Origin of the sequence: Acidovorax sp. Root402 (assembly GCF_001425125.1) — a bacterium.
Taxonomy (GTDB): domain Bacteria; phylum Pseudomonadota; class Gammaproteobacteria; order Burkholderiales; family Burkholderiaceae_C; genus Acidovorax; species Acidovorax delafieldii.
In genome coordinates this window covers 393,084-405,882 of the sequence record NZ_LMDQ01000014.1, presented here as the reverse complement: position 1 = coordinate 405,882, position 12,799 = coordinate 393,084, and the positions used below count along the sequence as shown (strand labels likewise).

The following is a 12,799-nucleotide window of genomic DNA, read 5'->3' as shown; positions in this document are numbered from 1 at the left end:
CGTGCATCCTATGAGGTGCTGGAGACGAAAATTTGAATCTGAACGGCCTGTAGCGCTAGTGAAATATGCGCTAAATGCTATTAAAAGCAGAGCGTTTTGACGTCAATTCATGGCGCTGCGGCTGGTGATCTGCCCCAGCACCGTCGCCCCCGTCAGCCGTTGCTGCACGGTGGCCTGCACGGCCGGTGGTGCATCACGCAGCAATGCGGGCCAGTCGGCCTGCGCCTGTTTCACCACATCCCGCAGCAGCGCCAGGTGCCGGGGCACGCGCAGCAGCCCGGCGGATTTCATCAGGCCTTCCATGTCATCCCAGGTCAGCGCCCGCAGGGTTCTGTCGATGGCGCGGTTCACGGCGTACTGCTGGTCTGGCACGCCATCAAAAAATGCGGCCACGCATACCGGGTCATACAGCGGGGCCAGTTGGGGCACACGGCCATCGGGGTAGATCAGGGCCCAGTTTTTGAGGTGGGCGTCGGTGTTGCCCATCAGGATGAAGGCCACCATGCGCGCGAGAAATTCTCGCGTGTCCTGCACCGGCTGCCGGCTCAGGCGGTTGAGCACACGCAGCATGGTGGCCCAGTCGTGCAATACCCCCTTGCCGTGCGACTTGCCGTATTTTTGGCGGGGCGTGTAGCCCAGCACCTGGTTGAACTCCTCCATGTGCACACGGGCGCCGCCGGGCAGGTGGTCAAAGCGCTGCACGGCCAGGATGTCGTTGAAGGGCACGGTGTCAGGCAGGTCGGCCTCGGCGCGGGTGATGACGTGCACATCGGCCACGTTCAGCCCCAGCGCCTTGCACAGCTGGTAGCCGGTGTACTCGTTGGCCACCAGGTCGGGGTGGGCGGTGGTGGGCAACTTCAGAATCACGCTGCCCGCCGCGCCCCGGCGGTGCACGGTGTAGCGTCGGCCGTCCTGCACCGCGCTGAACTTGGTCACCACGCCGGGGAGCGAGGCTGCGTCTTCCACCGGGAACTCCACAAACCCTGGCTCCAGCACATCGAGCCCCTGTGTGGTGTGCCAGTAGCGCACCACGTCCGGGATGCCGTCTTGCGCGGGCACGGGCTCCACCTCCAGCGCGCCCATTAAGTCGTGGCCTGCGGCGGCCAGCAGCTCGAACTCGTCGTCGGGGCTGCAGCCGCGCTCGCGCGCCAGCCGCTCGCGGTTATGGCCTTCGGGCAGCAGATTCTGAAAGTACACGGGCCAGCGCCCATCGGTGCGCACCAGCCGCGCATCGCGTGCTGATGCCAGGATCTGCTGCGTGGCGGCCTCGTCCGCGCCCTGGTAGCTGAGCGACAGGGTGGGGCGCTGCGGGTTGCGGATGTAGCTCTCGTCAAACGACACACGCAGGATGTCGCCGTATTGCGAGAGGTAGCCAATCGCTTCGCGCCCGCTCGCGCTGCCGTCCGCCTGCGGGGGGCGGTGCAGGTACAGGCGCGGGTAGCGGATGGAGGTGCTCATGGGGCTTGGGCTGGGCAGTGCGGTAAGGTGGTGCGTCGTCAGGGTCAGCGGCGCAGGCTGTCCACCACCGAGGGCGGCGCATCCACCCCCTCGGGCTGGCCCAGAAACTTGCCACCGGCCTGAATGAATGCCTCCAGGCTGGGCCGCAGGCTGCTGGGTACGGCAATGATGTCCATGCCCAGCACCCGCGCCATTTCGGCCAGGGTGGAATAGCGGGGGTCCAGGTCGCCGCCTTCGGTGCGCTGCACCGTCATGCGGGAGAGACCCGCACTTTCGGCCAACTGGGCCTGGGTCATCTGGTGGGCTTTGCGGGCGGCGGCGAGGGTGGGGATGAGATCGTTTGGCATGATGATATTTATACTCTTTTTTAATATAAAGAGTATATAAATATACAAATTTTAGCCGTCATGACTCGGTTTAGAGCGAAGCCAACGGAGGCAATACCTCGCTGCGCTCTGTGCAAAACCGCTGCGCCTCCTCCAGCAGCCACTCTTTCACCAGCTCCATTGCCGGGCTAGGGTGCGTGGTGGTCACAAACGAATAGGCCGCGCGCGATGTCACGCTGCGCCCCAGCAGCGGCACCAGGCGCCCGGCCTTCACATCCTGCAGCACCAGCGCGGCGCGGCCCATGGCAATGCCCTGGCCGGCCAGCGCTGCGCCGAGGGCCAGTTGCGACAGGTTGAACTGCTGGCCGCCCGCCCAGGGCGGTGGCGTGGCGCCCCTCTGCGCAAACCAGCGCTGCCACTCCTCGTAAGTGTCTGCGCCGTCCCAGGCGCTGCTGTCGTGCAGCAGCCAGTCGCCGTGCAGGTCTTGCGGCTGGGTGATGGGCGGGTGGCGGGCCAGGAACTCGGGGCTGGCCACGGGGATGAGCCATTCGTCGAGGAACACGGTGGCGTTCAGGTCGCGGTAGCCGCCCAGGTCAAAGCGCACGGCGGCTTCCACGCCGTCGCGCACCATGCGGGTGCGGTCCAGCGTGTGGAACTCGCCAAACACGCGCAGCCCGGTGTGGGGGTGCTGGCGAAAGAAGTCGCCCAGCCGGGGGGTGAGCCAGCTCATGGCAAACGAGGGCGAGCAGCTCAGCGTGGCGGTGGCGGCCTCTGCCGGCTGGCGCATCTGGGCCAGGGTGCTTTCGATGGCGTCAAAGCTCTCGCGCAGCACCACAGCCAGCCATTTGCCCTCGGGCGTAGGCACCAGGGCGCGCGGCGTGCGCAGGAACAGCGGGCGGCGCAGCCAGTCTTCGAGCTGCTTGACCTGCTGGCTCACGGCGCCCTGTGTGATGCACAGCTCGGCCGCCGCCTTGGTAAAGCTGCCGTGGCGGGCGGCTGCATCAAAACTGCGCAGCCAGGCGAGCAGGGAGGGGGAGAGGCGAATATCCATTATTAATACTAATGATGCGCTCAATATAAATGGTTTGTGACGGGGGCGTGACCGGCGAAGAATGGGGGCAAGACTTTTCGAAATGAACGCGCCATGACGATTGCCGAACCCCGAGCTGCCATCGATGCCTTGCTGGCCACCCGCCTGCGCAACGCCCAGCCTGCCTTGTGGACCAATCTGGCGCGGCAGGCACAGCCCGCCGCCGCGCTGCCTGCACTGGGCAGAACCATTAGTCTGGATGATACGTACGCAGCGGCTGCCCGCCTGGCCCGTTTTGCCGGGCTGCTGGCGCAGGTGTTCCCAGAGCTGACCGCTACCGGGGGCGTGGTGGAGTCGCCCCTGCTGCCTGCTGCGGCGCTGGCGCCTGCACTGGGCTTGGCCGAGGCGCAAGGCCGCCTGTTCATCAAGGCCGATCACAGCCTGCCCGTGGCGGGCTCCATCAAGGCGCGCGGCGGCATGCACGAGGTGCTGGAGTTTGCCGAGGGGTTGGCGCTGCAGCATGGACTGGTGCAGCCCGGCGGCGACTACCGAGCGCTGGCGACGCCGCAGGCGCGTGGGCTGCTGGGTCGTTACCAGGTGGCGGTGGGCTCTACCGGCAACCTGGGCATGAGCATTGGTGTGGTGGCGTCTGCCCTGGGTTTTCAGGCCACGGTGCACATGTCGGCCGATGCCAAGGAATGGAAGAAGGAGCGCCTGCGCCAGCGTGGCGTGCAGGTGGTGGAGCACGCGGGCGACTACGAACGCGCCGTGGCCGCAGGCCGTGCCGAGGCGGCCAGCAACCCGCAGTGCCACTTTGTGGACGACGAGCAATCGTTCTCGCTGCTGCTGGGCTACAGCGCAGCGGCGCTGCACCTGCATAAGCAACTGGCCGAGCAGGGCGTGGTGGTGGATGCCGAGCACCCGCTCATCGTGTACCTGCCCTGCGGTGTGGGCGGTGCGCCTGCAGGCATCACCTTTGGCATGCGGCAGGTGCTGGGGCCGCATGTGCACTGTTTTTTTGCCGAGCCGGTGCAGTCGCCGTGCTTCATGGTGCAAATGATGGCCGATGCAACGCAAGGTGTCGGGCGGCATCCCTCGGTCTACGACTGGGGCCTGACCAACCGCACCGAGGCCGATGGCCTGGCCGTGCCGCGTGCGTCGCTGCTCGCAGCCGAGCTGATGCGTCCGCTGCTGTCGGGCGTGTACACCGTGGCCGACGACACCATGTTTGCACACCTGGTGCGGGTGCTGGACGCCTTGGGCGAGCGCATCGAGCCCTCGGCTGCCGCAGGCTTCAGCGGCCCGGCCATGTTGACGGGCACCACGGCCGGGCAGGCCTGGCTGCGCAGCACGGGCATTGAGGCCGTGCTGCATCAGGCCACGCATCTGGTGTGGACCACGGGCGGCCTGCTGGTGCCCGATGCGCAGTACCAGGGCTTTGTGCAGCGCGGCAGGGCCGTGCTGGCTGCGCAGGCCTGATGGCCCACCACCTTCTTTCCTCTTTTTTCTTTTCACTTTTTTATCTGGAGCCACGCCATGAACCGCAAGCAACTGCTTTTGTCTGCCGTCCTCTGTGCCGCCCTGGGGGCCGTTGCATGGGCCCCGGCCATGGCGCAGGAGGCTGCCTTCCCCACCAAGCCGATCACGCTGGTGATTCCGTTCCCGCCCGGTGGCGCCACCGATGTGCTGGGGCGGCTGATTGGCAAGAAGCTGGGTGACAAGCTGGGCCAGAGCGTGGTGATCGACAACCGCGCGGGTGCGGGCACGGTGATCGGTGCGACGTCGGTGGCGCGGGCGGCGCCGGATGGCTACACGCTGCTCATGAGTTCGGGCACCACCTTCACCGTCAACCCCGCCGTGCGCGCCAAGCTGCCGTACGACCCGGTCAAGAGCTTTGAGCCCATTGGCATCACGGGCCGCACGGGGTTGATTCTGCTGGCCAACAAGGATGTGCCTGCCAGCGACCTGAAGCAGTTCGTGGCCCTGGTGAAGGCGGCGCCCGACAAGTATTCGTATGGCTCGTTCGGCACGGGCACCACCTCGCAGTTTGCAGGCGAGATGTTCTTCCACGCGGCGGGTCTCAAGATCCAGCATGTGCCGTACAAGGGCAGCGCTCCCGCGATGACCGACCTGCTCGGCGGGCAGATCCCGTTCACGGTGGACACCGTGTCGGCCGCGCTGCCGCAGCTCAAGGACGGCAAGATCAAGGCCATTGCGGTGACCTCCGGCAAACGCTCGGCCCTGCTGCCCAAGGTGCCCACGCTGGCAGAGAGTGGCTACCCCGGCCTGGAGATGGACACCTGGCTGGCCATGGTGGCGCCGCGTGGCCTGCCACCGGCTGTGAAGTCGCGGCTGGAGCTGGCGCTGGCCCAGGTGGTGTCAGACCCAGAGACGCGTGACAAGATGGTCGCGGTAGGGTTCGAGCCGTCCTATGCTTCGTCCAAGGTGTTGGCCGAGCTGATCGACAAGGAGCTGCCGTTGATGCGCGCCATTGCACAGCGTGCCGCTATCACCGCAGACTGAACCCGTGGGACCAGAACAAGGAGACAAGCCCGAGATGACCACAACAAGCCCCCAAGCCCTGGTTGAGCTGACCGCCAACGAACTGCGCCATCACATCGGCACGCGCGAGATTTCGCCGGTGGAGCTGCTCGACGCCTGCATCGCCCGCATCGAGGCGGTGAACCCGCATGTGAATGCCGTCACCGCCACCTGCTACGACCGCGCCCGCACCGAGGCCAAGGCGGCCGAGCAAGCCGTGCTGCGCGGCGAACCACTGGGCCTGCTGCATGGCCTGCCCATGGGCGTGAAGGACCTGGAGGCCACGGCGGGCTTGCTGACCACCTATGGATCACAGATCTACCGTGAGCACATTCCGGCCGAGGACAACGTGCTGGTGGCACGCCTGCGCGCGGCGGGCGCCATCGTCACGGGCAAGACCAACATCCCCGAAATGGGCGCAGGCGCCAATTCGCGCAACACCGTGTGGGGCGCCACGGGCAACCCCTTCAACCCCAACCTGAACGCCGGGGGCTCGTCGGGCGGCTCGGCCGCTGCGCTGGCGTGCGACATGTTGCCGGTGTGCACGGGCTCGGACACGGGCGGGTCGCTGCGCATTCCGGCGTCCATCTGCGGCGTAGTGGGCTTCAGGCCCTCGCCCGGCGTGGTGCCCAGCTCGCGCAAGCTGCTGGGCTGGACGCCGATTTCGGTGGTCGGCCCCATGGGCCGCACGGTGGAAGAGGCCTGTCTGCAGTTGGCGGCATCGGCGGGCATGTCGGCGGGCGACCCGCTGAGCTACCCGCTGGACCCGATGAGCTTCCTTCTGCCCGAAGCCGTGGACCTGAGCCGCCTGCGCGTGGCTTATACCGAGGACTTTGGTGCCTGCGCTGTGGACAACGGCATCCGCGCCGTGTTCCGCCGCAAGGTACAGGCCATGAAGCACCTGTTTGCGCGTTGCGACGCCATCGACATCGACCTGGGCGATGTGCACCGCTGCTTTGACGTGCTGCGCGCCGAGGCCTTTGTGGCCAGCACGCGCGAGGCCTACGAGCGCGACCCCGCCAGCCTGGGCCCCAACACCCGCGCCAACTACGAAATGGGCGCCGCCATGACGCTGCTCGACAGCGCCTGGGCGCAGGCCGAGCAGACACGCATCCTGGCGCGGTTCCAGAAGCTGTACGAAGAGTACGACGTGATCCTGGCGCCCACCACGCCGGTGTCGCCGTTTGCGTGGACCGAGCTGTTTGCCAGCCATATCAACGGCGAGCCGCAGGCCAACTACTACCGATGGCTGGCGTTGACTTATGTGACCACGCTCACCACCCACCCTGCGCTGAGCCTGCCCTGTGGGCTGGACGACGCCGGGATGCCGTTTGGCCTGCAGATCGTGGGCCGCTTCCGTGCCGACCGCCATACGCTGGGCGTGGGGCATGCGCTGGAGCAGGCGTTCAAGGGCATTGCCGGGCTGGCACGGCCCCGGCCCGACATCGCCAAGCTGATGCAAACCAATGCCGAACCCGCGCTGACCTCCATCGTGACCGTGGCACCCGACCCCCGCGACGCCCGCAGCCTGCCGCGCGACGACCGTGCGGCATCGGCCGCACAGGTGTCGGCCGTTTGAGCAGGAGGAGCAGATGCAAACCGTAGACACCATCGTCATCGGCGCAGGCATTGCCGGGGCCTCCGTGGCCTGGCAACTGGTGCAGCCCGGCGCCGCAGGGCAGGGCGCCAGCGTGCTGCTGCTGGAGCGCGAATCGCAGCCCGGCTATCACACCACCGGCCGCTCGGCCGCGCTGTACATGGCGACCTATGGCACGCCCAACATCCAGGCGCTGACGCGGGCGAGCCGCGCGTTTTACGACGCGCCGCCGGCGGAGTTTGGCGCTGACCCCATCCTCTCACCCCGGGGCGTGGTCTATGTGGCCGGGCCGGACCAGCTGGACCTGCTCAAGCAGACCTACGACGAAGCGCACGCCACCTCGCCCAATGTGCAATGGGTGGACAAGGCCGAGCTGCTGGCAATGCTGCCTTGCCTCAAGCCCGAGGCCGTGGCTGCAGGCATGAGCGAGCCCGAGGCGGCCGACATTGATGTGAACGCCCTGCACCAGGGCTACCTGCGGGGCCTGCGCCAGCATGGCGGCCAGGTGCTGACGAACGCTGAGGTCACGGCTGTGCGCCGCGAAGGCACTGTGTGGCAGGTGACGCTGGCCGATGGGCGATTGTTTGCCGCCCCCACCATCGTCAATGCTGCGGGTGCCTGGGCCGATGTGGTGGCGGGCCTGGCCGGTGTGCCGCCCATCGGGCTGGAGCCGCGCCGCCGCACTGCGTTCACCTTCCCCGTGCCCGAGGGCATGGACGCCACCCACTGGCCAGCCGTGATTGGCATCGACGAGAGTTTTTACTTCAAGCCCGACGCGGGGCAACTACTGGGCTCACCGGCCAATGCCGACCCTACACATCCGCACGATGTGGTGCCGGAAGAGCTCGACGTGGCCACCGGGATTTATCACATCGAGGAAATGACCCGCTTCCAGATCCGCCGGCCGTCGCACACCTGGGCCGGGCTGCGCTCCTTCGTGTCGGATGGCGACATGGTGATCGGCTGGGACAACCACGTGCCCGGCTTCTTCTGGCTGGCCGGGCAGGGCGGGTATGGGATTCAGAGCGCGGCGGGCGCCTCGTTGCTGGCGCGGCAACTGTTGCGGGGCGAGCCGCTGGCCGAGGAGCTGGTGCGCGAGGGCGTGGGGGTGGAAGGGCTGTCGCCTGCGCGTTTGCGCTGAGGTGCCCAGACGAGAGGGGCTCCGCTTCTCAGGCGAAGGTGTTGACGTTGGTGCCCAGCGTGCCGCTGGTGGCCAGCTGGGGCTGGGGCTGGGGCATGGACTGCTGCATGGCGTCGATCATGGTGGCGGCCGATACGGCCTGCATGTCCAGCGCCTTTTTCAGTACCACCATGTTCAAGGCGTCCGACGTCTTGGCGCTAGCCAGGTTGGTAGCGGTGTTGACGATGCTGTTGGTCAGGGCGACGTCCATGGTGACTCCTCGGGGCAATGGTGGGTTATCGGCGCGGCAGAACGCGGCTTGAGCGTTGTTACATGTTCAGCGGTGGTGGACCTGCTCTGTAGTGCTCCGCCTAGTCCAGTGCGGGCACCCCAAGGGCTGGGCAGGCGGCCAGGTCGGAGGCGTGGGTGTGTGGCAGCTGGCGGGCTGCGTCGCGCAAGGCGGTGCGCACGCCTTCTTCCAGCGTGGGGTGATAGAAGGGCATGCCCAAGAGGTCGTGCACTGTCAGTTGCTGCTGCACGGCCAAGGCCAGCAGGTGCGCCAGGTGCTCGCCGTCAGGGGCACACAGCTCGGCGCCCAGCAGGCGACCACTCGTATGGTCTGCATAGACGCACAGGCGTCCATGGTTGCGCTGGGCGGTGCGGGCACGGCCCTGGTTTGCGTAGCTGGCGGTGCCGGTGACGGTGCTGTGCGCGTCCATGTCGGCCACGCGAGGTCCCACAATGGCGATGCTGGGGTCGGCGAACACGATGGACAGCAAGCTGCGGCGCCGAAAGCGCGTGGGAGTGGGGGCCAGGGCGTTCAGGCCTGCAATATGGCCTTCATCGGCCGCCTCGTGCAGCAACGGGGTGTGGGTGTTGGCGTCACCCGTCATAAACACCGGCAAATTGCCAATTTGCTGGGTTTGTGGATCTACGGTGGGCAGTCCGCGCGCATCCAGCGGTACGCCCAGTGTCTCCAGGCCCAAGTGCTCAATGTTGGGCACCCGGCCCATGGCGGCGATGACCTGGTCCACTACCACGCGGTTGGCGCCGCTGGCGATTTCAATGCCTCCAGGCACTTCGCGCAGCTGCGCCTCGGCGCCCATGTGCAGAACCATGTCCTGCTTGAGCAGGGCCGCCAGCTCGGCATTCAGCGTTGGGTCGCTCAAGCCAGCCAGCGTGTGGCCAGTGGTGAACGCAGCCACCTGCAGGCCCAGCCGCGCGAGCGCTTGGGATAGCTCCACTCCAATCGGGCCCAGGCCGATCACTGCAATGCGGGGGCCTAGGGTTGGTTGTTCGAACAAGGTGTCGGTGGTGAGCATGCGGTCGCCAAATGCCAGCCATGCCTCAGGCACACGTGGGCGTGATCCCGTGGCGATGATGATGCTGCGCGTGGCGTAAGCCGTGCCATCAATGTCCACCAAACGCGGTCCCAGCAGCGTGGCGCGCCCTGGCACCTGGTTGCTGCCCAGTTCATTGGTGGCTTTGAGGGCGCCCGCCACGAAGTCGTCGCGCAGTGCGCGCACGCGCTGGAGCACGGAAGGCAGGTCTGCGGTCAATGCACTGGCGCCCCGAAGGCCAAATGCTTCAAAAGTGTGGCGCCGGTGGAAAGCGTTGGCCGCCTCGATCAGCGCTTTGGACGGCATGCAGCCCACGCGGGCGCAGGTAGTGCCCCAGGGGCCTTCATTGACAATGAGGTAGTGGTCGGTGCGCTTGCGCACTTCACGCAGCGCGGCCAGGCCCGCCGTGCCTGCGCCAATGATGATGGTGTCGAGCGGTTGGGCCATGGGGCTTTCTCGGAGTCTGAAAACCCGGAGTGTGACGCGCGAGCCGCCGCAACGTTGTAGGCGCACAGGCCGTTTCAGTGAGGCCGCTGAGGGCGCTTGCGCGCATGTGAAAACCGAGCTTGTTGCCCTTTGGGGGCCGGGTCTCGGCGTCCGGTCAGGCTTCGGGGTCCGTCCAGCCCACTCGGCCTTGCCCGTGGTCGTTGATCCGTTGCACAAAAGGGGCGGCTTGCGTCTGGGGCAGGCGCAGCTGCAAGGTGACCAGCGTGCCATGCTGCACGCCCACCAATTCGGCGCCAGCAGCTTCAATTTCGCGGCGCAGCAGGCCTTCCAGGGCATAGGGCACCTGGCACTGCAACAGGGCCATGCGCTGCAGCGTGACCTTGGGGGCCGTCAGCAGTGCCTGGGCAATTGTGTCGGTGTAGGCGCGCACCAGGCCGCCCGCGCCCAGCTTGACGCCGCCAAAGTAGCGCACCACCGTGGCCAGCACGCCTTCCAGGTCCTGGTGGCGCAAAACGTCCAGCATAGGGCGGCCAGCGGTGCCACCGGGCTCTCCGTCGTCCACCGCAGCCGACTGTCCGCCCGCCAGTAGCGCCCAGCAGATATGGGCTGCGCCAGGGTGTTGCTTCCACAGCGCATCCACTGCCGCCTGCGCGCTGGCGCGGTCGGCCATGGGCTGCACGCAGCCGATGAAGCGGCTTTTCTTGATGATGAGTTCGCTGTGCGCCGGGGCAGCCAGAGTCTGGGGCATGGGGCAGCGAGTGTACGGCGAGCGCTTTGGGTGCCAGCAGGGGGCCGTGTGTGACGGAAGTCACAGCACGGACCCTGAAGGGTGTGGATCGGCACAAATCGCGTTGGGAATGTGCGTTCTGTCACACATGCCATAGGCGCGGGTTCCTACACTGCGGACATGTTGCTGTGGACTACGCTGTTGCTACGCATTTGAAAGCACTCGGGCCATCAGAAAAGGAGCCGCCATGTTTGCCACTTCGCTCTCTGCACCTTTGCCTACCTCCCTCGCCGGCCATCTGTTTGGCCGTTTCATCTCTTCCTCGGTCTCCCAGGCATCGGGCGCCAGCTCGGTGGCATCGACCGGCGCGATGCCAAACGCAGTGGAAGAGCACGACGAAGAGATGCCGGACCTGGCGCAGCGCGTGCGGGAAATCGGTGAGTGGTGACACGGCGTGCTGCGTAACGTAACAAGCCACGCAGCGTCCCTTCAGCCGGTGTTGCCCACGCAATCGTCTACTGCGCCCAGGTCGCGTGCCATGAGCACGCTGGTGTAGTTGGTCAAAGGGCGCCAGTCGCACTCGCCGACCACCCGGTAACCCCAGGATTCATACATCGCTATCAAGGCCGTGGCCGGTTGCGCAGTGTCCAGCGCCATTACTCGGGCGCCCGCTCGGCGGGCATAGTCCAGGGCATAGGCGTGCAGCTGTTTGCCGTAACCCTGGCCTTTGGCACCGGGGGTGATGCAGAACTGGCACAAAGACCACACCGAAGGGTCGCGGTACAGCGGCACTGAGGATTCAGGTTGAGGCGGTCGCAGCGTGGCGGTGCCCACATAGTCTTCGCCGTCCAGCATCACCAACCCCGTGCCTGAAGCAAACCGCTTCGCCGTATCTTCCACAGACTGGTGGGTGCCCCAGTAGCGCAGACCCCGCAGCGCGTGGGGTGCATAGGCGCAGTGGATGAGGGAGGTCAGGCGTGCGAGGTCATCGTCGGCCGTGAAGGGGCGAATCAAAAGCGAATCGGACAAAGTCATCGAGATACTCCGTGGCCTCGCGTTGAAGGCCGCTGGTCGGGCAGCGGGTCGTGTTGCCTCATTTCAAAGCTTTAGCTCCCAGGTCTCTCCCACCAATTGCTGACCAAAGCCTTCGTAGGGCTCGGTCTTGACCAGCCGAAAACCGCGCTGACCGTAGATGCCACGCGCAGCCGTGAGGCAGCTGTTGGTCCATAGAACCATCTTTTTGTAACCTTTTGCACGCGCAAAGGCAATGCATTCGTCGGTGAGGCGGGCGCCCAGGCCGAGGCCCCTGGCTTTGGGGCTGAGGATGAGCATGCGCAGCTGCGCCGTGGTGGCAGATTTGCGCACCACAAACACCGAGCCCACGCGCTCGCCGTTCAGCTCGGCGATCCAGGCTTTCTCCCATGCGGGCTGGAACTTGCGCAAGAACTGCGCTGCGATGTCTGCCACCAATGCCTCAAAACGGTTGTCCCAGCCGTACTCGCGCCAATAGATCTCGCCATGCTGCTGCACTACCCAGCCCATGTCGCCGGGCAAAGGGTCGCGCAGGACGGCGATTCGGGTGCCATCCGCCGCGTTGGAGGGGGAGGACAGCAGGGTTTCGATCCGTTCCATGGCCTCCACGACCTCCTGGCGCCGAGCCGGGGGCAAGGGGGCCAGCAGTGCTGCAGCTTCGTCGCGCGAACGCTGCTGCAGCGGCTCGAACGCCTCGCGTCCAGCAGCGGTGAGCGTGACCAGGCTTTGCCGCGCGTCCTTGGCGTTGGCATGCCGTTCTATCCACCCGGCCTGCTCAAAACGCCGCAATATCCTGCTCATGTACCCGCCGTCCAGCCCCAGCTCCCGCGCCAGTTCGCTGGCCACAGGGGCTTCGCGATGGGCCAGTTCGTAGAGCACGCGCACGTCGGTCAGCGACAGCTTGCTGCCCAGGTACGGGTCCAGCACGCCAATGCGGCGGGTGATGAAGCGGTTGAACCGGCGCACGGCTTTCACCGCACTCGCAGGCACCGGGACGGACTCGGGAAGGGTAGAGGTGTTGTCGCTCATAAATGCCTCTGTCAGTTAATTAATTGACAAAAGCAAGTATATGTCTGACGGCTATCAAGCCTGTAACAGTGAGGGGCAAGGGCCGCCAAGGCGACAAAAACCGTCCGCCAACGTAAAATCACGGGTTATCCACCACAGACGCGCCCCACGAA

Annotated in this window: 13 protein-coding genes; 5 read left to right on the top strand and 8 right to left on the bottom strand. The window is 66.2% G+C overall.

Annotated features, from left to right (window positions below; genetic code table 11):
• Positions 1-102: 102 nt before the first annotated feature.
• The 3 genes from ASC83_RS13025 to ASC83_RS13015 all read right to left on the bottom strand — a co-directional run bounded on the left by ASC83_RS13025 (position 103) and on the right by ASC83_RS13015 (position 2,835).
• Positions 103-1,458 (bottom strand): type II toxin-antitoxin system HipA family toxin, encoded by a 1,356-nt coding sequence (locus tag ASC83_RS13025; RefSeq protein ID WP_056063109.1) that lies wholly within the window; start codon positions 1,456-1,458, stop codon positions 103-105.
• A gap of 44 nt (positions 1,459-1,502) precedes the next feature.
• Positions 1,503-1,805, bottom strand: coding sequence for a helix-turn-helix transcriptional regulator (locus tag ASC83_RS13020; RefSeq protein WP_056063107.1), 303 nt, complete (start codon positions 1,803-1,805; stop codon positions 1,503-1,505).
• 70 nt (positions 1,806-1,875) lie between these two features.
• Positions 1,876-2,835: a LysR substrate-binding domain-containing protein gene (locus tag ASC83_RS13015; RefSeq protein WP_056063104.1), complete on the bottom strand. Its 960-nt coding sequence runs from the start codon at positions 2,833-2,835 to the stop codon at positions 1,876-1,878.
• A 93-nt stretch (positions 2,836-2,928) separates the two neighbouring features.
• Here ASC83_RS13015 and ASC83_RS13010 point away from each other — a divergent pair, with 93 nt between their 5' ends.
• The 4 genes from ASC83_RS13010 to ASC83_RS12995 are packed head-to-tail and all read left to right on the top strand — an operon-like array spanning position 2,929 to position 8,093.
• Positions 2,929-4,293: a D-serine ammonia-lyase gene (locus tag ASC83_RS13010; RefSeq protein WP_056063101.1), complete on the top strand. Its 1,365-nt coding sequence runs from the start codon at positions 2,929-2,931 to the stop codon at positions 4,291-4,293.
• A 57-nt stretch (positions 4,294-4,350) separates the two neighbouring features.
• Entirely contained in the window at positions 4,351-5,337 is a 987-nt protein-coding gene (locus ASC83_RS13005) for a tripartite tricarboxylate transporter substrate binding protein (RefSeq protein ID WP_056063097.1), read from the top strand.
• A 34-nt stretch (positions 5,338-5,371) separates the two neighbouring features.
• Positions 5,372-6,934 (top strand): amidase, encoded by a 1,563-nt coding sequence (locus ASC83_RS13000; protein WP_056063094.1) that lies wholly within the window; start codon positions 5,372-5,374, stop codon positions 6,932-6,934.
• 13 nt (positions 6,935-6,947) lie between these two features.
• Positions 6,948-8,093: an FAD-binding oxidoreductase gene (locus ASC83_RS12995; protein WP_056063091.1), complete on the top strand. Its 1,146-nt coding sequence runs from the start codon at positions 6,948-6,950 to the stop codon at positions 8,091-8,093.
• A 28-nt stretch (positions 8,094-8,121) separates the two neighbouring features.
• Here the strand turns inward: ASC83_RS12995 and ASC83_RS12990 are convergent, their stop codons facing one another.
• From ASC83_RS12990 to ASC83_RS12980, 3 genes are all read right to left on the bottom strand, one after another.
• Positions 8,122-8,343: a putative motility protein gene (locus ASC83_RS12990; protein ID WP_056063088.1), complete on the bottom strand. Its 222-nt coding sequence runs from the start codon at positions 8,341-8,343 to the stop codon at positions 8,122-8,124.
• Positions 8,344-8,443: 100 nt separating this feature from the next.
• Complete coding sequence (locus ASC83_RS12985) at positions 8,444-9,859, bottom strand: dihydrolipoyl dehydrogenase (RefSeq protein WP_056063087.1); 1,416 nt, start codon at positions 9,857-9,859, stop codon at positions 8,444-8,446.
• A 154-nt stretch (positions 9,860-10,013) separates the two neighbouring features.
• Positions 10,014-10,607, bottom strand: coding sequence for a YigZ family protein (locus ASC83_RS12980; RefSeq protein ID WP_056063084.1), 594 nt, complete (start codon positions 10,605-10,607; stop codon positions 10,014-10,016).
• Between the two features lie 226 nt (positions 10,608-10,833).
• Here ASC83_RS12980 and ASC83_RS12975 point away from each other — a divergent pair, with 226 nt between their 5' ends.
• Complete coding sequence (locus tag ASC83_RS12975) at positions 10,834-11,034, top strand: hypothetical protein (protein WP_056063081.1); 201 nt, start codon at positions 10,834-10,836, stop codon at positions 11,032-11,034.
• 41 nt (positions 11,035-11,075) lie between these two features.
• On the opposite strand, the gene ASC83_RS12970 is transcribed toward ASC83_RS12975, so the two are convergent.
• The gene (locus tag ASC83_RS12970; RefSeq protein WP_056063079.1) at positions 11,076-11,621 is read right to left on the bottom strand and encodes a GNAT family N-acetyltransferase; all 546 of its coding nucleotides are present in this window, start codon (positions 11,619-11,621) and stop codon (positions 11,076-11,078) included.
• 63 nt (positions 11,622-11,684) lie between these two features.
• Positions 11,685-12,647, bottom strand: a complete 963-nt coding sequence (locus ASC83_RS12965; protein WP_056063075.1) for a bifunctional helix-turn-helix transcriptional regulator/GNAT family N-acetyltransferase — start codon at positions 12,645-12,647, stop codon at positions 11,685-11,687.
• Between the last annotated feature and the right edge of the window lie 152 nt (positions 12,648-12,799).